This is a genomic window from Nocardia sp. NPDC047648 (genome assembly GCF_040642815.1).
In the GTDB taxonomy this organism is placed as follows: domain Bacteria; phylum Actinomycetota; class Actinomycetes; order Mycobacteriales; family Mycobacteriaceae; genus Nocardia; species Nocardia gamkensis.
Map to the genome: position 1 here is coordinate 308,462 of NZ_JBEYSX010000003.1, position 20,485 is coordinate 328,946.

The window sequence follows — 20,485 nt, forward strand, 5'->3', positions numbered from 1 at the left end:
CGAACAGCGCTACGAAAAGCCACGGCGCCCGCACCAGGCCAGTGCGGTGGCCGCCCGCGGGCCCGCCGCGGTCTTTTCATCGCCCGCACCCGGCTCGGCAGCAGCACGGCAAAGGCCAGTTCTGAACAACTGGACTGTTACTTGCGTATTTGTCGGTCCCGCGGTGCACACTTGGCTCATGAGTGACGCCACGAGTCTCGCCGCCGATCGTCCGGCGGCCGAGGCCATCGGTTCGGCAACGGAGCCCCTGATCCCGGGCCGTCCCGCGCCGACGGGCCGGGCCGCGGCGGCGCTGTTCGACACCGCGATCGGCTGCTGCGCGATCGCGTGGAGCGCTGCCGGTGTGATCCGATTCCAGCTCCCGGAGGCGAGCCCGGCGGCCACCCGGGCGCGCATCACCCGCGCTCACGCGGGTGAGAAGCTCCACGAGGAGCCGCCCACCGGCGCGATCGCCGAGGCCATCGCGGGTATCCGCGCCCACCTCTCGGGCGAACTCGACGACCTGCGTTGGATCGCCGTGGACATCAGTGGGATTCCGCAGTTCCACCGCGCCGTCTACGCCGTCACGCGCGCCATCGACCCGGGCCGCACACTCAGCTACGGCCAGGTCGCCGATCGCGTCGGCGCGCCCGGCGGCGCCCAGGCGGTCGGACAGGCATTGGGCCGCAATCCGATCCCGCTGATCATCCCGTGCCACCGCGTGCTCGCCGCCGACCACGCCCTGCACGGCTTCTCCGCCCCCGGCGGCATCGATACCAAGCAGCGCCTGCTGAGCATCGAGCGCACACCGGGATTCGGCGAACCCACACTGTTTTGAGCCGGTCTCGCCCGTCTCCTTCCTGCACGGCCCTTTCGGCCGACATGCTCGGCATGCCGCTCTGTCCGCGCGGTAATCCGCGTCGGCATGCCTGATTGGGCTACGGCCGAAGCCGAGGCTCGATGGAATCGGGCGTCCCACCGGCGAACCCGATCACGCCGGCTCGATATTCGAGCGAAGCGGGACCGGGCATCCGACGTTCGCGCCGCGGGCGCTGCGAACTACAGCACCGGGTGCGCGTGAAAGAATTCGCAGGCGTCGCCGGTGATGTAGCCGTCCTCGCAGCCGAAATAGGTTTGGATACAGGCGTTCGTCGAGCAACCGAGTTCGATCAGCTTCTGCCGGATCCGGGCGTTGCGCTCCTGAGGCGTCTCGGTCTTCGGCGCCACCGTCGCCGAGGAGCGCGCCGAACTGGTGACCGGTTGCGGTCGCCCGTCCGAGCACCCGGCGGCCAGGACGATTCCGGCTGCCAGCGCGCAGCTCACCGCGGCCGGTCGCCAGATCATCCTCCGCTTCCTGACTCGCCGCGCATCAGCGCCCCGAGGGACTCGCGATCGGTGACGTCCATCTTGATGCAGGCCCGGTAGAGGTGGCCCTCCACGGTGCGCACCGACACCGTGAGACGGTCGGCGATCTGCCGATTGGACAGACCCGCGGCGACCAGGTTCGCGATCTCGCGTTCCCGCGCGGTCAAGGGCAAGGGCTGCGCCGCCTGCCGCAGCGCCGGGGTACTCGCTCCGCCGCAGGCGGCGGCCAGGCGGTTGGCCATGGCGGCGGACTCCAGCAACCTGCGCCGATCCCCGGAACGCTCATGGGCCGACGCGGCCTGCGCCGCGGCGTCGGCGGCCGACAGCAGCACGCCGAGACGCTCGAATTCGGCTGCCGCCGCGTCCAGCCCGGGTCCGTCGTGGGCGGCGAGCGCCACCGCGTGCCGCGCCTGCGCCTGCACCAGCCGCCCTTCCACCCGGACGGCCAGCTCCGCCAGTCGTCCGGACACCGAATGGTCGCCGAAGCGGGCGGCGGCGTGCAGTGCCATGGCCTCGATCGCGTGCTGATGCGAGTGTGCGGCCGCGTCGGCGGCGCCCACCGCGATCCGGATGGCCGGGGTCACGGTTCCTTCGGCGGCGGCCAGCCAAGCGCGGGCCACTTCCAGCTGCGGTTCGTACACCGCGCTGTGCCTGCCGCCCCGGGCGGTCGCGTGCGCGATCGACTCGGCGGCCTCGGCGGCGCGCCCGAGGGCCGAATACGCCTCCGCCAGACGGATTCGCGCGGGGAACATCCACGCGGCCGCGCCCTCCGCGGCCAGTGCGGCCAGCGCCTGTTCCAGATTGTCGATGCCGTCCAGGAACCGCCCCTGCGCCACATCGACGGTGCCCTGCAGGATCTTCGACATACCCCAGGCCAGATACTGCCCCGGCGAGGAGTAGCCGACGAACGACCCGGCGCGGCGTCGCGCGGCGTCCAGATCGCCGGTGAAGGTCAGGGCGAGCACCTCGGCGTGCGTGGACATGAAGCGGTTGAGCCCGTCGATGTGCTCTTCCACCTCGTGCCCGCGGGCCGCGTACTGCCTGGCCTCTTCTCCCCTGCCCATCAACGCCAGCGCCAAGCCGCCGCCGAACGCCGCCCACCACACCGCCCACGGCGGCGCGCCGTCGGCGGAAATCACCGTTTCCGCCTCGGCGATCGCGTCGTCCACCCGGTTCTCGTTGACCAGGCTCGCGGAGGCCAGCCCGGTGAAGATGGCCGCGATCTTCGGATGCCGCACCTTCCCGCGCACCAGCTTCAGCACCTCGTCGGCGCGATCGGCATCGCCCATGGCCCACAACAGGTTCGCCACCCGGGTGCTGCCCCAGCGTGCCAGCTGCACCTCGTCGAGCTGGTCGGGGTCGAAGCTGGCCAGGGTGCGCTCGGCCTCGATCCGATGTCCCTGCCAGAGCAGGGCGCGCGCCAGCAGGTCGGCGGCCTCCACGCCGCCGCGCCGCTCCACCGCAGCGCGGGCGAAGCGCTCGCCGAGCGGCAGATTCGCCAATCCGATCGCGTCGGCCGCGGCCGCCTCGAACAATTCCAGATCCGCGGATTTGTCACTGTCCAGCGCCAATTCGGCCAGCCGGATACGGTCGGCGGCGGAATTGATCCGGCGCTCCTTCAGCGACGAATACAACCTGCCGCGCAGCCGTCGCGCCGAGGCGATGCCCAGCCTGCGCCGGATCACCTCGCCGAACAGCGGATGGTTGTAGCGGACGATCAGATCCCGGGAATTCTCCACGACCCGGATCACCCCGCGCGTTTCGGCGGCTTCCACCGCGTCCTCGCCCGCCAATTCGGCGAGGACGTCGAGATCGATCGGCTCACAGAAGGTCAGCAGTTCCAGCACCCGCAGCACCGGCTCGGGCAGTTGCTCGACCCGATCCTCCAGCAGCGCGGCCAGCTCCGAGGTCACCGCGGCTCGGCCGCGCAACTGCCACACCCCGTTGACCTGGCGCAGCGTGCCCGCCTCCAGCGCACCCTCGACCAGATGCCGCAGGAACAGCGCGTTTCCGGCGGAGGACTCCCACATCAGATTGGCGGTGAACCCCTCGAGCTGCCCGCCGAGCATCGACTCCACCAGCTCGACGCTCTGGCGCTGGGTGAACGGACGCAGGTCGATGCGCGTCAGGTGACCGTCTTTCCACAGCGAGGTGACCGCGTCCGGCACCGGAACGCCGCTGCGCACGGTCACCACGATGTGCGCGGCTTTATCGATGGCCAGCTGGAGCAACAGGGTGGCCGAGAGTTGATCGAGCAGATGCGCGTCGTCCACGCCGATCACGGTGTCCCCGTCGGCGAGCAACGCCTCGCGCGCCGCCGACATGAAGGTGACCGGATCGTGCGCCGTATAGACGCCGACCATGTGCGCGAAGACCCCCAGGGGAATGCTGCGCGCCGATTCGGTGCCCGCCACCCAGCGAACATTGCCGCCGATCGCGGACGTGGCGTGCCTGGCCAGGGTGGTCTTGCCCACCCCCGCATCGCCGGTCAGCACCACACCGACGTGCTCCGGACCGGTCAGCGCCGCGCGGATCGCCTCGAATTCGCTTTCGCGCTCGATCATCGGCCAGTTCCGAGCCATGCTCTAACTGTAGTTCTTCACCGATCATGATCGAAGCCGAGCGACCACGATAGCTGGGGTGAATTTCTGGTGACCTCGCCGAATTTCCGCTGGACCACGCGGAATTCGAACAGGTTCTAGCCGAGCACGTCGTGCCGGACGATGGTTTGATCACGCCCGGGACCCACGCCGATGCAGGAAATCCTGGCGCCGGACAGCTCCTCCAAACGCAACACGTACGCCTGGGCGTTGGCGGGCAACTCCTCGAAGGTGCGCGCGTCGGAGATATCCTCCCACCAACCGGGCATTTCCTCGAAAATGGGCTTCGCGTGATGGAATTCGGTCTGCGTGGTCGGCATCTGCTCGACCCGCTCGCCGTCGACCTCGTAGGCGACGCAGATCGGCACCGTCTCCAGACTGGATAGAACGTCCAGTTTGGTGAGGAAGTAGTCGGTGATCCCGTTGACCCGGGTGGCGTAGCGCGCGATCACGGCGTCGAACCAACCGCAGCGGCGGGCGCGTCCGGTGGTGACGCCGACCTCGCCGCCGGTCTTGGCCAGGTAGGCGCCGAACTCGTCGAACAGCTCGGTCGGGAACGGGCCGGAACCGACCCGGGTGGTGTAGCACTTCAGGATGCCGAGCACCGTGTTGATCTTGTTGGGTCCGATGCCCGCACCGACCGCCGCGCCGCCCGAGGTCGGATTCGACGACGTGACGTACGGGTAGGTGCCGTGGTCGACGTCCAGCAGGGTGCCCTGCGAGCCTTCCAGCAGCACCGTCTCACCGCGCTCGAGCGCCAGGTTCAGCTTCAGGCGCGTGTCGGCGATCCGGTGGGAGAAGCTCTCGGCCTGCGTGAGCACCTCGTCGACCACCTGCTGCGGGTCCAGCGCGCGGCGGTTGTAGATCTTGACCAGCACCTGGTTCTTGAACTCCAGCGCCGCCTCGACCTTCTGGGTGAGGATCTTCTCGTCCAGCACGTCGGCGACACGCACGCCGACGCGGGCGACCTTGTCCTGGTAGCACGGGCCGATACCGCGGCCGGTGGTGCCGATCTTCTTGTTGCCGAGGAAACGCTCGGTGACCTTATCGATGGCCACGTGATACGGCATGATCAGGTGCGCGTCGGCCGAGAGCAGCAGGCCGGAGGTGTCCACGCCGCGCTCTTCCAGCCCGGCCAGCTCGTCCAGCAGCACGCCCGGGTCCACGACGACGCCGTTGCCGATGACATTTGTCACGCCAGGGGTCAGGATGCCGGAGGGAATGAGGTGCAGGGCGAAGTTGTCACCGTTGGGCAACACCACGGTGTGACCGGCGTTGTTGCCACCTTGGTACCGGACCACCCAGTCCACTCGACCACCGAGCAGATCGGTTGCTTTGCCCTTCCCCTCGTCGCCCCACTGGGCGCCGATCAGGACGATTGCCGGCATGGTCGTGTCTCCTACGGTTCGACAGGCAACACTGGCGTGTTGCAGCTACCTGCCGTACTGAGGCGGTGGCCGGAAGGACAGTCTAGCCGACCCGTCCGCGGCGGCATCGAAGCGGATCTCGTCGTAGGCTCGACACCCGTGTGGTCACGGCCGGGCAGGGCTATGGTTGCACGGCACGCCGAGCGGAAGCGCGGAGTGCACGGGCGAGCCGCAGCTTGGTTCGGCCGCGATGCGAGGGGCCCGACGGTGTCGGCTCGAACCGAGGAGGGTGTACGGCAGCTTGAGTACCCATGTTCTCCGCTGCGACGGCGCCCCCGTACCCATCGCCCTCGCGGCACTGCCGACCACCCAGACGGCCGCCGTTCCCGATCCCGCGGTGATCGATGAGCTGCTTCCCGTGCTGGCCGCCGACAGCCTGCCGCGCCTGATCGTGCTCGGTGAGGACCCCGCGCTGGCCGCGGTGCTCACCCATCTGATGCGCACCGAGCGCTTGCACGTGGAGATCGGATATGTGCCGGTCGAGAAGACCTACGGTTCCCGTGCCTACCAGACCGGCACCGGCAACGCCGCCGCCAAACGCGCCATCGACGGCCGCGCGGTCGAGACTCCGCTGGTTCGCGACGACACCGGCAAGGTGCTCGTGGGCCGAGCGGTGATCGCGGGCATCGGCGGCGAGAAACTGGAGGGCGAAGCCTATGTCGACGACACGCTGTTGTTCTCCGGACAGGTGACCGCCATGCTCGTCTCGCCGTGCCTCGAACCACCCGGTGTGCGGGCCACCGTGCGCAAACGCTTCCGCAAGCGGCGCTGGTTGGAGGGGCGAGCCGCACAGCTCGGCACGCCCGGCGCGATCGTGACCAGGGACGGCGTCCGCGCCGATCGCCCGGTGCCGCGCTCGACTTTCTACCGCCACCACGAATCCTGGCTGCTGGTGCGATGAGCGCCCCGTTCCCGATCGGCCGCAGGTCGCGCGCGGTCCGGCCGAGCCCGGTGTTCCTGCTCGTGATCGCCATCACCGCGGTGGGCGGCGCGCTGGCCTGGGACGCCGCACTCGACTCGACCCGAGCCAAGGCCGGTGTCTTCGTCTTCGTGGTGTCCGGCTGGGTGGTATCGCTGTGCCTGCACGAGTTCGCGCACGCCTACACCGCTTGGCGCGCGGGCGACCGCGAGGTCGAGTTGCGCGGCTATCTGACGCTCAATCCGCTGAAGTACAGCCATCCCCTGCTGTCGATCGTGCTGCCGATCGTGTTCATCGCGCTCGGCGGGATCGGCTTGCCGGGCGGCGCGGTGTACGTGCATACGCACAATGTCGCGTCGCGCACACAGCGGCTCATCAGCGGCGCCGGGCCCGCCGTGAACGCGCTGTGCGCGGTGCTGCTCCTGGTGGCCGTGCGGATCTGGGGCAGCTCGAGCAGCCATCCCGCATTCTGGTTCGGCGTGAGTTTCCTTGCGTTCCTCCAGATCACGGCGGCGCTACTGAACCTGATCCCGCTACCCGGACTGGACGGCTACGGCCTCGTCGAGCCGTCGCTGAGCTACCAGACCAGACGCTCGCTCGATCAGTTCAAGCCGTTCGGCATGCTGATCCTGTTCGCGCTGCTGTTCACTCCGGCCATCAACCAGGTGTTCTTCGACGCGGTGTACGCGCTGTTCGAACTGTCCGGCGTCCCATCGAATTGGTCGCGCTACGGCGGCTACCTGACGCGATTCTGGACCTGATCGCCGGCGCGCGCGCTCGGCGACGCCGATGCGGCGCAGGGCCGCCCGGTCAAGTCGGCCGGACGGCCCCGCTTCTTCGCCCGCTTCCGATCCGCCCCGCCTCTCGGCCATCACACCCCTTGGCCGAGAGGTCCTTTCGTCCACGTGCGAAGTGGTCGACCGCGATACCCCTCGACTCGCGGTCACATCGCAAAGCTACGGCGGGACAACGCGCGAAACGCGAGTAGCGGACTACTCGAAGATCGAACTTTCGCCGCGCCGCGCTGGACGCGGAGCACGGTGCCAGGCAGTGACGTCCGAATACCGCTGAGTAGTACGGGCTCACACCTCGGGCCGCACGTAGGGATTCTTGACCGTCGGCGGCAGCAGGGCAATCGCCGAGATACGTTGCACGCCGCACACCTGCATCAGGTCTACCAGCGTGGAACGCACCTGCGCGAAGACGACGTGCGCCGAAAGCCCCGCACCCGCTACCAGTTCCGGGCGCGCGCCCTTCGCGACCGAGCGCAGTACCCGGGTCGCCTCGGCGCGGTCGGGCTGCTCGCCGGGGTCGGCCAGCATCATCCGGCGCACCACGTCGACGGCTTGGCCGAGGCGCTCCACCTCGTCGATCAAGCCGGGATCGAGGATTTCGTCGTCGCGCACCAGGGTCAGCGAGCGCCGCAACAGGACTCGGGTGTTGCGGATGGCGTTGTCCAGTGGGTCCGCCGTTGCCCTGATGCGTTCGAGACGGTCACGGGAGTTCCAGTACAGCGGCGAGATCCGGCTGATCTCCCTGCCGCCTTCCAAGGTGGCGCGCAAGGAGTCGATCTGCGGCTGCGTGGCGCGCATCGCCGACAGCGCGTGGTGCAGCTTCTCCGGATCCTGCTCGAGCAGTCCGTCGGCGCAGCTGCTGATCGATCTGCCCATCACGGCGAGGATGTCCGCGGCGAGCGTCCGCGCTCTGCGCACCGGGTGCAGCGGGATCGCGGCGACCACCACCACACCGACCAGGCCACCCACCAAGGCGTCGATCATGCGGGAGAGGCCGCCGCCCGCCGAGGGCGGGAGCAACGTCGCGACGAGCACGGCGGAACCGGCCGCCTGCACGGTGATGACCGAACCGCCGTCCAGGAACACCGCCGCGGCCATGGCGACCGCGACCACCAGCGCGATCTGCCACACGCCGGTGCCGACGCGAGAGATGAACAGATCGCCGATGCCGATGCCGACCGCGACGCCGACCACCAGTTCCACCGAGCGACGCAGCCGCGCGCCGAAGGAGATGCCCATCGACACCACGGCGGCGGTCGGCGCGAAGAACGGCAGCGCGTGACCGATCACATGATGGGCGAGGAACCAGGCCAGCGCGGCGCCGACCGAACACTGGATGATCGGCAGCACCGATCGGCGCAGCCGCGACCAGGAGGTGCGCAGCCTCGCCATGCTGTTCGCGCGGGCCACGCCGACCCGGGACATCGGGTCGAACGCACCCCTCGCCCGGCCACCACCCCTGCTCGAATCGCTACGCGGTACTCCGATCACTACGACTCAGTCGAGGCCGAGCTCCGCGGCCGCCCGAGGGTCGCAGTCTTCCAGCAGATCGAGGCAGCGGGCGTACTCGTCGGTCTCGCCGATCAGCTTGGCGGCCCTGGCCAGCGCGCCGACGCTGCGCAGGAAGCCCCGATTGGGCTCGTGGCTCCACGGCACGGGACCGAAGCCCTTCCAGCCGTTGCGGCGCAGCAGGTCCAGGCCACGGTGATAGCCGGTGCGGGCGAACGCGTACGCGGCGACGATGTCGTGATTGATCGCCTCGTCCTGGGCTTCGCCACGGGTCAGCGCCGCCTCGGCGAGGTACGCCCAGGCGATCGAGGCGGCCGGATGCTCGGCCGCGACCCGCACCGGATCGGCGTTGTCGAGCAGCGCGTCCTCGGCGTCGGGGATTTCGGGTAGCAGTACCGGTTGCGGTCCGAGCAGGTCACCGAACGAGGTCATGCGGTTCATTGTGCACGCCACGACGGTTTGCTCGACAGGCGGCTTCGCCCGCCAGGCGCAGGTCCGAGGACGAACCTCGGCCGGCTCGGCGTTCGTTCGGCTCGACGTGGGCTGATGCCGGACCTCGTCGGGCCGCGACCATTAGGCTGGCCGTCGAGTTCAAACAGTTCCGCTTTGACGAGGGGTGTGCGTGTCCGACCCGAACGACGAGAAGAATCCGGCGCGGGACAGCGCCGAACCGGCCGACTCCGCCGGAGCCGACGCACGCCCCGGTGCCGCCGCGGAACGTAACCCGGACGCATCGGCTGCGCCCACCGAGCGCATCGCCAAGGGACAGCGGCCGAATGCCTCGCCGTCGGGTACGGACCGATCCGCGTCCGGCGCGGACGCGGGCAACCGCGGTCCGGCCCCCACCGCGCCGCGAGCCGGAGACCCCGGACAAGCACCTGCCGACCCGGGCAGCGGTCCGGCCTCGTCGAGGAACACGGACGCGACGTCGAACACGGCGGGCGCGAAACCGGCGAACGGCCCAGCGGGCAGTACGAACTCACCCGCCCCCGCATCGAACACGCCGGGTGGGAAACCGGCGAATGGTCCCGCGGCTGGTGCCGACGCACCGTCCTCCGCCACGACTTCGAGCACCTCCGCAGCGGCGGGCGGCCCCGCGCGGGGCGCGGGCTCCACGCAGCAGCCCGGTCCGTCCGGCGGCGCGAAGCCCCCGACACCGGACAACCGAACTGGTTCTGCCTCCCGACCTGCTCCCTCGAACTCCTCGGCAGCCGGATCGAACGCACCCGCGCCCGGCGGCACGAGCGCCGAGGGCGGCCCTGCCTCCGGTCCCGCCGCCGACGCGAACACTCCGTCCCCGAGTTCAGCGCCGAGGCCCGCGGGCAGCACACCCGGCGCGGCACCGGGCGGCACCGGTAAACCGAACGCACCGACTTCCGCGACATCCCCGGCGGGCCAACGCTCAGCGCAACCATCTGTCGCACAGTCCAGCGGCCAGAACCCCCAGCCCGGAACCAAGAGCACCGCACCTTCCGGACCGGCAGGTCCCGGTGCGGGCCGGCGCCCCACGCAACCGCCCGTCCAGGGCAACCAGAACACACCGCCCGCTTCCAACACCCCCGGCACGGCACCCTCCGGCCCATCGGGACCCGGCCGGGCGAACACCCCAGCGGGCCAGCGCCCCGCGCAACCGACTACCGCCCAGTCCAGCGGCCGCAACGCCCCGCCCGCCGCCGGATCGGCCACTCCGAGCGCACCCGGCACCACGGGCACGACACCCTCCGGCCCAGCAGGTCCCGGCCGGGCGAACACCCCGGCGGGCCAGCGCCCCGCGCAACCGACTACCGCCCAGTCCAGCGGCCACAACGCCCCGCCCGCCACCGGATCGGCCACTCCGAGCGCACCCGGCACCACGGGCACAGCAGCTTCCGGACCGGCGGGTCCGGGCCGGGCGAACGCCCCGATGAAGGACGGGGGCGAACCAGCGCGCTCCGGCACGGGCACGTCTGCCCCGGCGCAAGGCGCCGACGCGGAGACGGCCGCGATCGATCGGACGACCGCACCGAGGCAATCGGAGTCCGATGGCGCGTCGAAGTCCGGTTCCGCACCGAACCAGTCGGCCGAAGCGCGCACCGTAGTGATCAAACGCGACCAGACGCCGTCCGGTCCGACGCGCGGTTCCGCGCCGGGCGCGGCCCCTGCCGGCGAGTCGGCTTCCAAAGACGCTGCGGCGCAATCGAAGCAAGGCCCCGAATCCAGGCAGGCCGCCGCGGCGAAACCCGCGCGAGGGGCGTCGCCCGAAACCGCGGCGAGTGACTCCACCGGCCCCGAGGCGAAGACCGCCTCGATCCCGCAGGGCGCTGAAGGCGCGACCGTTGTGATGCGCAGGCCGCAGCCTCCGGCCGGCCCGGCGACTCCCGCCGCGCCGACGGCCGACGAGTCCGCATCGGGTGATGATCAGAAGAACCCGCCCGGTTCGGATGACGTCACGATGGCGATGCCGCTGATCGGCGTGGACGACGCGAAAACCGTCGCGCTTCCCATCCAGCGCCCCGCCGACAGCGGCAGGCCGGGGACCGATCGTGTGGTCGCGTCACCGGCGGGGCCGGTCCCGATCACGAAGCCGCCGAGCACGCCGCGCCCGGCTTCCGGTCCGAAGCAGCCCGGCCCGCACGGCCCGTCCGCGCCGCCGCAGCACGGCCCGGGAGTGGAGGAGACGCGGCCGTCGCCGCAGCGCCCACAGGGCAGGCCGCGACAGGTGGCGACCGCCCCGTCACCCGCGGACGTTCAGCAGACCGTGCCCGCGCAGTCGATGACGGGCCCGCGCGCGCCGCACACCCGGCCCGTCGCACCGCCGCAGCGGATCCCCCCGGCCGCGCAGGGCGCCGGGGCGTCCGCCACCGAGCCCGCCCGGAACAACCGCTTGCTGCTCATCGCGGGCGGGGCGGTCGTGCTGGTGGTCGCGCTCGTGGCGGTGATCGTGTCGCTGGTCACGATGTCCGGCGACGACTCCCCCGAGGCCCAGGTGCGCAGCGCGATCACCGGCTACACCGAGGCGCTGAAGACCGGCGACCTGGAGGCGCTTCGCTCCACGACGTGCGGTCCACTGCACGACTTCTATCAGAGCATCCCGAGCGACCAGTTCGCCGGTGTGCACAAGCTATCGATGGAGCGGAAGAACATTCCGGTGGTGGACAGCATCGACGCCATCCGCATCACCGACGCCACCGCCATCGCGCAGGCGACGGTGTACACCGAAGCCGACCCGGCGAAGCGGTCCGCGCGCACCTTCGACCTGCAGCGCACCGACGACGGATGGAAGGTCTGCGACCCGCCCGGCAGCACTCAGTAACCGCTCGGCGGCGTGATAGCCGACACGCATCGATGCCGGTCGCGCGCGTCACACACACCTGGTCAATGGTCCGGTTCAGCAGTAGCATGGCCCGGATCATGAGCAGGGAACAGACGATGGCGCGGCCGGATGTCGATGTCGTTCCGGTGACGCCGACCGGACAGCGATTCCGGGTGCGGGACCATTACGAGGTCGGCCGCGAGAAGGTCCGGGAGTTCGCCCGCGGGGTCCAGAACCACCACGCGGCGCATCAGCGCGAAGCCGACGCACGCGCGCTCGGGTATCCCGGGATCATCGCGCCGCCGACCTTCGCGTCGGTGATCGGGATGTCCGCGACCAGGGCGCTGCTCGACTCCGTGCTCACCCAATACGACCTCTCCCAGTTCCTGCAGACCGACCAGGTCTTCGAGATCTACCGGCCGATCCTGGCCGGTGACCGGGTACGCAGCGAGATCGTCATCGAGTCGATCCGCCGGTTCGGGGACAACGACTTCATCGTGGTGCGCTTCTCGCTGAGCAATCAGCACGGCGAGGTCGCCATCGTCGGCTCGACCACGATCGTCGCCCGCCGCGGCGCCGAGGTCGACGCCGCCCTGGACGACGTGGTCGAGAACATCATGATGCACGGGCGCCCGGTCGACTCCGGAGCCGATCTCGCCCCCGACGACATGCTGGTGCCGCTGGGCGTCGGCCCGCTGGTCGAGCCTGCCGAACACGAGCGCACGACCGTGCACACGCTGCCCTCGTTCGACGAACTCGCCCCGGGCGATCAGCTTCCCGAAGGCGCCTTCCGGCTCACCCGCGGCGACCTGGCGAACTACGCGGGCGTGTCCGGCGACGCCAACCCGATCCACTTCAGCGACCACGCCGCGCAGCTGGCCGGGCTGCCCACCGTGGTCGCGCACGGCATGCTGACCATGGGCTTGGCCGGTGGCTATCTCACCGCGTGGCTGGGCGATCCGACCGCCATCCAGAAGTTCAGCGTGCGGTTCTCCGGCTTCGTTCCGGTCGCCGCCGACGCGGCGAGCGCGGTCGATTTCACCGGCCGGATCAAGTCGCTCGACCCGGCCGCGCGCACCGCGACCATCCTGCTCGGCGGCTCCTGCGAAGGGCGCAAGCTGTTCGGTCGCGCGGTGGCCGAGGTGCGGCTGCGCTAGCCCGGATCACTCGTTCACGACCGAGTGCATCAGGTAGACGTTGTAGTCACTCCAGGTCGAGATGGTGAAGTAGAGGTCCGATCCGGAGGACCAGGGGTGGATGAACCCGCCGTACAGCTCCGGATAGGTCAGCGCCGAGACCGTCGGCGTGCTCTCCGACCACACACCCTGCGGCGTGTCCGCCTCCCGGACGACGATGGCGGCCTTGGTCGTGTCCAGATAGCTCATCTGCCAGACGTCGCGGGCGGCGTCGTAGCGGACGGACAGCTCGCCGACGGTGCCGTCCACGATCGGCGTGGCCGAGGCGAAGCCGCCGACGGGCGTCCAGACGCCGTCCTGCCAATACTGGTAGGCGGTGGTGTTGAGCAGTTGGTCCTCCGGTACCCGGGCCAGGCCGACCGCGCCGAGGCGGGTGTTGGGCGTGCCGAACATGTAGACGTAACCGCCGTGCGGAACCATCGCGCTCACCTGGAAATTCGCCAGGCCGAAGATGTTGTCCCAGCGGGCGTGCGGATCCTTCGTCCAGGTCTCACCGTGATCGTCGGAGTAGGCGATGCCGCCGTAGTTGGTGAAGAACGTGCCGGGCAGGCTGTTCCAGGTCCGAATCGACATGTAGCTCAGGTACTGTCGCCCGCCGAGCGCGAAACCCGAGGTGGGAATGGTGGTGACCTCGACGTTGTCGAGTTTGCGGCTGGAGAGCACCTCGGCCGCGTGGCAGCGGTCGTCGGTGACCATCCGGTCGAAGGTCACCCCGTCGGCGAGATCGCGGTCGGTGCTGAAGGCGAGCACGTTGCTACGCCAATCCAGCCCCATGCCACCCGGCGGATGGAAGCCGCGTCCGACGGTGTCGCCGAACGCGGTCGCGATCTCGCCCGGTGCGCTCTCCCACATGATGCCGAGGTCGGTACCGTCCACCTGCCACCGCTTGTCGGTGCGGTTCACCGAGTTCGCGCCGGTCAGCTTCGCCACCTCGCGGGCGGGGCCGAGGCGCGGGGCGGGCCGGGCGGGTGACTGCGCCGCGGGTTCGACCGGCGGCCGCACCGGCGCGGGCCGCGGCGGCACCTGACCGGGGTCGGGACCGGGCCCGGGAATCGCGAAGTGGAACGGCTTGGGATTCAGCAGGATCTCCGGAATTCCCAGCTGTCCGGCGAGACTCGGCGGCGCGCCGGGCAGATCGGTGAGGTCGGGGCAAGGATTGGCGCACGGATCGGGCGGAAGCTCTATCCGCGTTCGTTTCGGCGCGGGGTCCGGCGCCTGCGGCGGAAGCACGGTGACCACCGGATAGGGAATCGGCACCTCCACCGTTTTCGGCACCAGCGGCTCGTGGGTCGCCACCGGATCGGTCGGGCACGGCCCTACCCCCGCCGGGCCTCCTGCCGCTTCCGGCGCCGCGGCGGCGGACCCATCGGCGTAGACGAGCAACCCCGCACCGACCACGATCGCACCGACGGCGGCCAGCATTCGCATCGCCATAGCAAACCTCTCGAAATCCATTGCGGACACGAACCTTGCGAAGACGAACCAGCGGAACGACCCTACCCCGTTCGACTTTCGAAAACCGGCCGACCGACACGCCCATTTAAAAGGATGAAATTGCTTCATTTGCAAGGCGGATCGCCAGAACTTTGCTAGCGTCCACTCCGCGACGGCTCCTGTCGGGGAGAGCGGCCGTCCGGAGCACCGCTCCGGGTCATTGTTCGAACCCGTTGCCGCCGAGCGTGTTCCGCCGCGCTCGGCGCTGATCGAGAACGGATCACATGAAGAACACGCTCTTGCGCACCCTGCTCGGCATCGGCTCCGCCTGTCTGCTCACCACCGCCGCGCTCGCCATCGGCTCGCCCGTCGCGGCGGCCGATCCACTCACCGACCTGCTCTGCAGCTCAGGATCCGCCCAGCTCTGCGCACCGCCCGCGGCGCCGCCGCAAGCCGCCCCGCCACCGCCGAACAACCCGCCTCAACCGAACAACCCGCCTCACTCGAACCCACCCCCGCAAGCGCCCCCGGGTGGCCCGTCCTACAAGAACTGCACCGAGGTTCGCAACGCGGGTAAGGCTCCGCTGTTACGCGGACAGCCGGGTTACGCCCCGCACCTGGACCGGGACAACGACGGAATCGCCTGCGAGTGAATCGCACCGGCGCACCGGCCGCCGCGGGAGCAGGACGGAAGGCGTGACCGAGTCAGTTCTCCGCATCGCGCCCGCGATCGGGGCGGCGCTGCTGGCGGCCGGAGCGAGTGTGCTCGTGCCGTCGGCGGCGTCCGCCGTCCCGCCTCCGGCCGTCGCGATCGCCGGACCGCACGATGACCATCCGATACCGCACAACCGGTCCGGGCCGAAGGGCGACAGCGAGCGCCCCGAGGAATCCGATGGGCGGTCGCCGAAGATCTACACCGATTGCGACCAGGTGCGCGCCGAGGGCGCCGGACCGCTCTTGCGCGGGCAGCCCGGTTTCAACGCGCATCTGGACCGGGACGGCAACGGAATCGCCTGCGACTAGCCCAGCGCTTGGAAGGTGATGATCGTCCCGCCGATTCGGATCTGGTCGCCGTCGGCGAGCAGCACTCCGCTGTCGATCGGATCCTCGTTGACGAAGACGCCGTTGGCCGAATGCAGGTCCTTGATGAGCAGACCGGAGCGGCTCGGCATGATGTGCGCGTGGTAGCGGCTGGCCCGCGGGTCCTCCAGCACCAAGTCGTTGTCGGTCATCCGGCCGATGCGCAGACCGCCCTGGGCGATCGCCACCATCCGGCCGTCCGGCATCCGCAGCCGGCCGCTGCGCACCGCGCCCGGCATCTCGGTGACCGTCTCGGTCATGGCCGCGGCAAGGCGCTCGACCTGCCGGAGTTCGACCGTGCTGAGCGGCTCCTGCCGCAGCACGCGCTGCTCCAGATCGACCAGCGCCGGTCCCGGGTCGATGCCGAGCTCTTCGGCGAGCACGCCGCGCACCTTCCGGCACGCCTCCAGCGCGTCCGCCTGACGTCCGGACAGATACAGCGCGGTGATCAGCTGACCCCACAGCGGTTCGCGCAGCGGGTGCTCGTTGGTCATCGCGACCAGCTCGCCGATCACCGAGGACGCGCGCCCGCAGGCGATCTCGGCGTCGATCCGGGCCGACGCGGCCAGCAGCCGCTCCTCGTCCATGGCGGTGGCGAAGCCGTCGGCGAACTGCAAACCGGCCAGATCGGCCAGCGCCCGGCCGCTCCACTCGCGCAGGGCGGAGCCGAACAACTGCGCCGCCCCGGCATGATCGCCCAGTTCCGCGGCGCGCGAGCCTGCCTCCCGCGCTGCCTCGAAACGTCCGAGATCGCAAGCGGTCTCGTCGATCTCCAGCCGATAACCCGACGACTCGGTGCGCAGCACCGTCGCCGGGTCGACCCCGGAGTTCCGCAGCGCCTTACGGATGTTCGAGACGAAGACCTGCAGGCTCGCGGCATAGGAGTCGGGTGGTTCCTCGTTCCACACCAGATCGGCGAGCGCGGCCGAGGACACCGCGCGCCGCCGATTCACCGTGAGCGCGGCGAGCAGAGCTCGCGGTTTGGGCCCGCCGACGGCCACCGGTTCACCACCGACGAGCAGTCGCACGGGCCCGAGCACGCGCACATCCAGACTCATGTGCACCAAGCCCCTGACGGGTGAATCAGGGTCAGGCGCTGATCGAGCGTCCGGCGGAGTGCAGGTCGTTGCACGCCTCGACGACGCGGGCCGCCATCGACGCCTCGGCCTTCTTCAGGTAGCTGCGCGGGTCGTAGGCCTTCTTGTTGCCCACTTCGCCGTCGATCTTCAGCACGCCGTCGTAGTTGGCGAACATGTGCCCGGCCACCGGCCGCGTGAACGCGTACTGGGTATCGGTGTCGACGTTCATCTTCACCACGCCGAAGCGCAGCGAGTCCTCGATCTCCGACTTCAGCGAGCCGGAACCGCCGTGGAAGACGAAGTCGAACGGCTGCGCGTCGGCGCCGAGGCCGAGCTTCGCCGCCGCGACGCGCTGCCCCTCGGCGAGCACCTCTGGCTTGAGCACGACGTTGCCCGGCTTGTACACGCCGTGCACGTTGCCGAAGGTTGCCGCGAGCAGGTATTTGCCGTTCTCGCCCGAGCCGAGGGCGTCGATGGTCTTCTCGAAGTCCTCCGGCGAGGTGTAGAGCTTCTCGTTGATCTCCGCCTCGACGCCGTCCTCTTCACCGCCGACGACACCGATCTCGACCTCGAGAATGATGTTCGCGGCGTGCGTGGCCTTCAGCAGTTCCTTGGCGATCTCGAGGTTCTCGTCGATCGGAATCGCGGAGCCGTCCCACATGTGCGACTGGAACAGCGGGTTCTTACCCGCGTTGACCCGCTCCTGAGAGATCGCCAGCAGCGGCCGGACGAAGGTGTCCAGCTTGTCCTTGGGGCAGTGGTCGGTGTGCAGCGCGATGGTCACGTCGTACCTGGCCGCGACCACGTGCGCGAACTCGGCCAGCGCCACCGCGCCGGTGACCATGTCCTTCACACCCTGGCCGGAGCCGAATTCCGCGCCGCCGGTGGAGAACTGGATGATGCCGTCGCTGCCCGCGTCCGCGAAACCCTTGATGGCCGCGTTGACCGTCTCCGACGACGTGCAGTTGATGGCCGGGAAGGCGAAGGAATTGGCTTTGGCCCGACCGAGCATCTCGGCGTAGACCTCCGGAGTCGCGATGGGCACAGTAAGACCTCCGTGTTGTGCGGCAAAGACCTATTTTGTCAGCCCTTACCCTAAGGCAGCTGTGTTTCGCCTGGTATGCAGGGAGGGAGTGGACAGGTGACCCACCGGTAATTTCGCGCACTGCGCGAGCATTCTCAGGCGGAGCCGGTACTGTGGGGCCGGTAATTTGCGCTGGCAGCTTCCGACGCGGTGGCAAGCGATGCAGGCCAGCCGTATCGGGACAGGAGGCCACGTGATTCTGCAGGCAGCGACAGAATCGGTGACGAGCAACCTCGCGCTTACCGAGTTGCTCGACCCGATGCACCTGCTCACGGAGACGTGGCTGAAGAACGCGGTGCTGCCGGCCATCCTGGTCATCGTCTTCATCGAGACCGGCTTGCTGTTCCCGATCCTGCCCGGCGATTCGCTGCTGTTCACCGGCGGCCTGCTGTCCGCGCAGCCGAATCCGCCGGTGTCGATCTGGGTTCTGGTACCCGCCGTCGTCCTGGTCGCGTTCGCGGGCGACCAGTGTGCCTACTGGATCGGACGGGCGATAGGACCGGCGCTGTTCCAGAAAGAGGACACCCGGTTCTTCAAGAAGCATTACGTCACGGAGACCCACGAATTCTTCGAGAAGCATGGCCCGAAGACGATCGTCCTGGCCCGGTTCGTGCCGATCGTGCGCACCTTCATGCCGGTCCTGGCCGGAGTCTCCAAAATGGACTATCGCAAGTACGTCGCGTTCGACATCGTCGGCGCGGTGCTGTGGGGCGGCGGCGTCACGGTGCTCGGCTACTTCCTGGGCAACGTCGCGTTCATCCGTGACCACGTCGAGGCGATCTTCCTGCTCATCGTCTTCGTCTCGATCCTGCCCGGCATCACCGCCGTGGTGAAGAAGATTCGCCGCGGTACACCCGTGTCCGAGGCGGTCGAGAGCGAGCTGACCGCTTCGACCAGCGAGCGCACCCGCTGAAGCCGGTGACGACGGACTCGTCGCCCCTAGCCGTGGGCAGTTTCGATCCGCTACTCTCCGCGGGCCCCGCGCTCGTCTGGGCAGTGGTGTTGACCTTCGTCTTCCTCGAGTGCGCGGTGATCCTCGGGCTGTTCCTGCCCGGTGACTCGATGCTCATCACCGCGGGCATCGTGATGGCATCGCACGCTTCGGGCGAGGCGCACGTATGGGCGCTGTCGCTGGGCGCGATGGTGGCGGCCATCGCGGGCAACCAGGTCGGCTACGTCATCGGGCATCGGACCGGACGGCATCTGGTCGCCCGCAAGAACGGCAGATACATCAACGTCCGCAATCTGCAGCGCGTCGCCGAACTGCTGCACCGGCACGGATTCGTCGCGGTGCTGATCGCCCGGTGGATCCCCTGGGTGCGCACCCTGTGCCCCTCGGTCGCGGGCGCGGCGCGAATGGACCACCGCAAATTCACCGTGGCCAGCACCGTCGGGGCGATCGTCTGGGCGCCGGTGCTGTTGCTCATCGGCTACTACGCGGGCAACTTCCTCGGGCGGGTGCCGTGGCTGATGCCGATCGTGATCGGCACGCTCGTGGTGGGCTTGATCATCGGGACGGTGCTCGGCGTGCGGCACTACCGGCAGGAGATGTCCCAGCCCGCAGAGGACTTCGCGCTGGAGACGGCCCCGAGCGCGGTCCTGGAATCCGAGAGCTGATCCGCGCTCACAGCCCCGCGGCGCTGACCTGGTAGGCCGCCTCCATGAGCAGCCAGCCGGACAACTGCACCGACATGTCGCGTCCCGGCACCTTCGACGAGGTCACCGAGCCGCCCGCGGTGAAGTGACCGGCTCCCGCGCTGCCGCCGGGCAGTTGCGCGGGCTTGCTCCAGTCGTGCCCGAACAGTGGCTCGCCCTCCACTTGCAGCCGGTTCGCCCACGCCGCCTCGGCGGACGCGGTGACGATCGCGGCGGCCGCGCGGCGGTCGGCGACCTGTTCGGAATCCTCCCCGGGCAACATCACCGCGACCAGCGCCAGGTATCGGGCCAGGATGCCGTTGAACAGTCCGCCGTCGCCCCCGCCGCCGCCGTTGACGACACCGTCGGTGGTCATGTGTTCCTCGACGGCCGCGAGCAGCCGGTGCACGCGTTCGGTGTGCTTCGGATCGCCGGTTTGGACGGCAAGTTCGGTCTCCAAGCCGAGCGCCACGCCCTGGCAGTAGGTGAACACGGGGCGCTCGATCTCACCGGAGGGCAGATGGATTCCGTCGAGGATCAAACCGGTCTCCGGATCGCGCAGCGTCGCGTCCAACCAGTCGGCCATCTCCTGAGCGCGCTGGATGCGCCCGAGCCGTAACAGCGCGATCGCGGCGGGGCCGTTCGCGGGCGCGTTGAAATAGTCGGAACCGGTGCGCCAGGGCAGGCCGCCGCCGATCTGCGGCTGCCAGCCGTCGTGCAGTTGCTTCTCCAGCGCGGCCAGCGCGCTGCGCACGTCGGTGCCCTGGGTGCGCTCGGCGCGTTCCAGTGCGATGGCCAGCCACGCCATGTCGTCGTAGTACCGGTTGGTCCAGCCGGTGATGTTGCGGATGCGATGCGAGCGCGCAAGAGCGGCGATCCGCCTGCGGCGCAGCGGAGTCGGCGCCCGGTTCGCGGCGTCGATCGCGCATTCGATCAGATGCGCCTGCCACCAGTAGTGCCACCCGCCGAAGACCCGCTCGCGCTTGGTGGCGGGCCAGCCGACCACGCCGAGTTCGGTGCCCGGCAGCGCCCACAGCGCGCGCAGGTGCCGCGAGATGATCGCCGATTCGGCCATGTCGGCCCGTTCGGACC

General features: G+C 69.6%; 19 protein-coding genes. 9 read left to right on the plus strand and 10 right to left on the minus strand.

Annotated features, from left to right (window positions below):
- The first annotated feature begins 178 nt into the window (after window positions 1–178).
- Entirely contained in the window at window positions 179–817 is a 639-nt protein-coding gene (locus ABZ803_RS10115; protein ID WP_357034863.1) for a methylated-DNA--[protein]-cysteine S-methyltransferase, read from the plus strand.
- A 221-nt stretch (window positions 818–1,038) separates the two neighbouring features.
- Here the strand turns inward: ABZ803_RS10115 and ABZ803_RS10120 are convergent, their stop codons facing one another.
- From ABZ803_RS10120 to ABZ803_RS10130, 3 genes are all read right to left on the minus strand, one after another.
- Entirely contained in the window at window positions 1,039–1,323 is a 285-nt protein-coding gene (locus ABZ803_RS10120; protein WP_357034865.1) for a hypothetical protein, read from the minus strand.
- Window positions 1,320–3,926: a LuxR C-terminal-related transcriptional regulator gene (locus tag ABZ803_RS10125; RefSeq protein ID WP_357034867.1), complete on the minus strand. Its 2,607-nt coding sequence runs from the start codon at window positions 3,924–3,926 to the stop codon at window positions 1,320–1,322. The genes ABZ803_RS10120 and ABZ803_RS10125 overlap by 4 nt, the downstream gene beginning before the upstream one ends.
- Window positions 3,927–4,042: 116 nt before the next feature.
- Window positions 4,043–5,332: an adenylosuccinate synthase gene (locus ABZ803_RS10130; protein WP_357034869.1), complete on the minus strand. Its 1,290-nt coding sequence runs from the start codon at window positions 5,330–5,332 to the stop codon at window positions 4,043–4,045.
- A 280-nt stretch (window positions 5,333–5,612) separates the two neighbouring features.
- Between ABZ803_RS10130 and ABZ803_RS10135 the strand changes: the two genes are divergently transcribed.
- Window positions 5,613–6,272 carry a hypothetical protein gene (locus ABZ803_RS10135; RefSeq protein ID WP_357034872.1) on the plus strand — a complete coding sequence of 220 codons (660 nt, stop codon included), beginning with the start codon at window positions 5,613–5,615 and terminating at the stop codon, window positions 6,270–6,272.
- Window positions 6,269–7,051, plus strand: a complete 783-nt coding sequence (locus tag ABZ803_RS10140) for a site-2 protease family protein (RefSeq protein WP_357034876.1) — start codon at window positions 6,269–6,271, stop codon at window positions 7,049–7,051. Before ABZ803_RS10135 ends, ABZ803_RS10140 begins: the two co-directional genes overlap by 4 nt.
- 321 nt (window positions 7,052–7,372) lie before the next feature.
- Here the strand turns inward: ABZ803_RS10140 and ABZ803_RS10145 are convergent, their stop codons facing one another.
- From ABZ803_RS10145 to ABZ803_RS10155, 3 genes are all read right to left on the minus strand, one after another.
- Window positions 7,373–8,509, minus strand: a complete 1,137-nt coding sequence (locus ABZ803_RS10145; RefSeq protein WP_357034879.1) for an FUSC family protein — start codon at window positions 8,507–8,509, stop codon at window positions 7,373–7,375.
- Window positions 8,510–8,581: 72 nt separating this feature from the next.
- Window positions 8,582–9,025 (minus strand): DUF3151 domain-containing protein, encoded by a 444-nt coding sequence (locus ABZ803_RS10150; RefSeq protein WP_040870895.1) that lies wholly within the window; start codon window positions 9,023–9,025, stop codon window positions 8,582–8,584.
- Window positions 9,026–9,184: 159 nt separating this feature from the next.
- Window positions 9,185–10,453 carry a hypothetical protein gene (locus tag ABZ803_RS10155; protein ID WP_357034883.1) on the minus strand — a complete coding sequence of 423 codons (1,269 nt, stop codon included), beginning with the start codon at window positions 10,451–10,453 and terminating at the stop codon, window positions 9,185–9,187.
- Between the two features lie 43 nt (window positions 10,454–10,496).
- Between ABZ803_RS10155 and ABZ803_RS10160 the strand changes: the two genes are divergently transcribed.
- Both ABZ803_RS10160 and ABZ803_RS10165 read left to right on the plus strand, forming a co-directional pair.
- Window positions 10,497–11,885: a hypothetical protein gene (locus tag ABZ803_RS10160; protein ID WP_357034886.1), complete on the plus strand. Its 1,389-nt coding sequence runs from the start codon at window positions 10,497–10,499 to the stop codon at window positions 11,883–11,885.
- Window positions 11,886–11,983: 98 nt separating this feature from the next.
- Window positions 11,984–13,042 (plus strand): fused (3R)-hydroxyacyl-ACP dehydratase subunits HadA/HadB, encoded by a 1,059-nt coding sequence (locus ABZ803_RS10165; protein ID WP_357034889.1) that lies wholly within the window; start codon window positions 11,984–11,986, stop codon window positions 13,040–13,042.
- Between the two features lie 6 nt (window positions 13,043–13,048).
- Here the strand turns inward: ABZ803_RS10165 and ABZ803_RS10170 are convergent, their stop codons facing one another.
- Window positions 13,049–14,515, minus strand: a complete 1,467-nt coding sequence (locus tag ABZ803_RS10170; RefSeq protein ID WP_357034892.1) for a DUF4185 domain-containing protein — start codon at window positions 14,513–14,515, stop codon at window positions 13,049–13,051.
- 284 nt (window positions 14,516–14,799) lie between these two features.
- Here ABZ803_RS10170 and ABZ803_RS10175 point away from each other — a divergent pair, with 284 nt between their 5' ends.
- Both ABZ803_RS10175 and ABZ803_RS10180 read left to right on the plus strand, forming a co-directional pair.
- Window positions 14,800–15,168, plus strand: coding sequence for an excalibur calcium-binding domain-containing protein (locus ABZ803_RS10175; RefSeq protein ID WP_357034895.1), 369 nt, complete (start codon window positions 14,800–14,802; stop codon window positions 15,166–15,168).
- 43 nt (window positions 15,169–15,211) lie between these two features.
- Window positions 15,212–15,538, plus strand: coding sequence for an excalibur calcium-binding domain-containing protein (locus ABZ803_RS10180; RefSeq protein WP_357034898.1), 327 nt, complete (start codon window positions 15,212–15,214; stop codon window positions 15,536–15,538).
- Here ABZ803_RS10180 and ABZ803_RS10185 read toward each other — a convergent pair.
- Window positions 15,535–16,653, minus strand: a complete 1,119-nt coding sequence (locus ABZ803_RS10185) for a BTAD domain-containing putative transcriptional regulator (RefSeq protein ID WP_357034901.1) — start codon at window positions 16,651–16,653, stop codon at window positions 15,535–15,537. The two genes, ABZ803_RS10180 and ABZ803_RS10185, sit on opposite strands and share 4 nt — an antisense overlap.
- A gap of 31 nt (window positions 16,654–16,684) precedes the next feature.
- Window positions 16,685–17,719: a class II fructose-bisphosphate aldolase gene (fbaA, locus tag ABZ803_RS10190; protein ID WP_357034904.1), complete on the minus strand. Its 1,035-nt coding sequence runs from the start codon at window positions 17,717–17,719 to the stop codon at window positions 16,685–16,687.
- Window positions 17,720–18,017: 298 nt separating this feature from the next.
- Here fbaA and ABZ803_RS10195 point away from each other — a divergent pair, with 298 nt between their 5' ends.
- Window positions 18,018–18,671: a VTT domain-containing protein gene (locus tag ABZ803_RS10195; protein ID WP_051175645.1), complete on the plus strand. Its 654-nt coding sequence runs from the start codon at window positions 18,018–18,020 to the stop codon at window positions 18,669–18,671.
- A gap of 5 nt (window positions 18,672–18,676) precedes the next feature.
- Entirely contained in the window at window positions 18,677–19,375 is a 699-nt protein-coding gene (locus ABZ803_RS10200; protein ID WP_357034907.1) for a DedA family protein, read from the plus strand.
- 7 nt (window positions 19,376–19,382) lie between these two features.
- On the opposite strand, the gene ABZ803_RS10205 is transcribed toward ABZ803_RS10200, so the two are convergent.
- Complete coding sequence (locus ABZ803_RS10205; protein WP_357035427.1) at window positions 19,383–20,468, minus strand: glycoside hydrolase family 76 protein; 1,086 nt, start codon at window positions 20,466–20,468, stop codon at window positions 19,383–19,385.
- Window positions 20,469–20,485 lie beyond the last annotated feature (17 nt).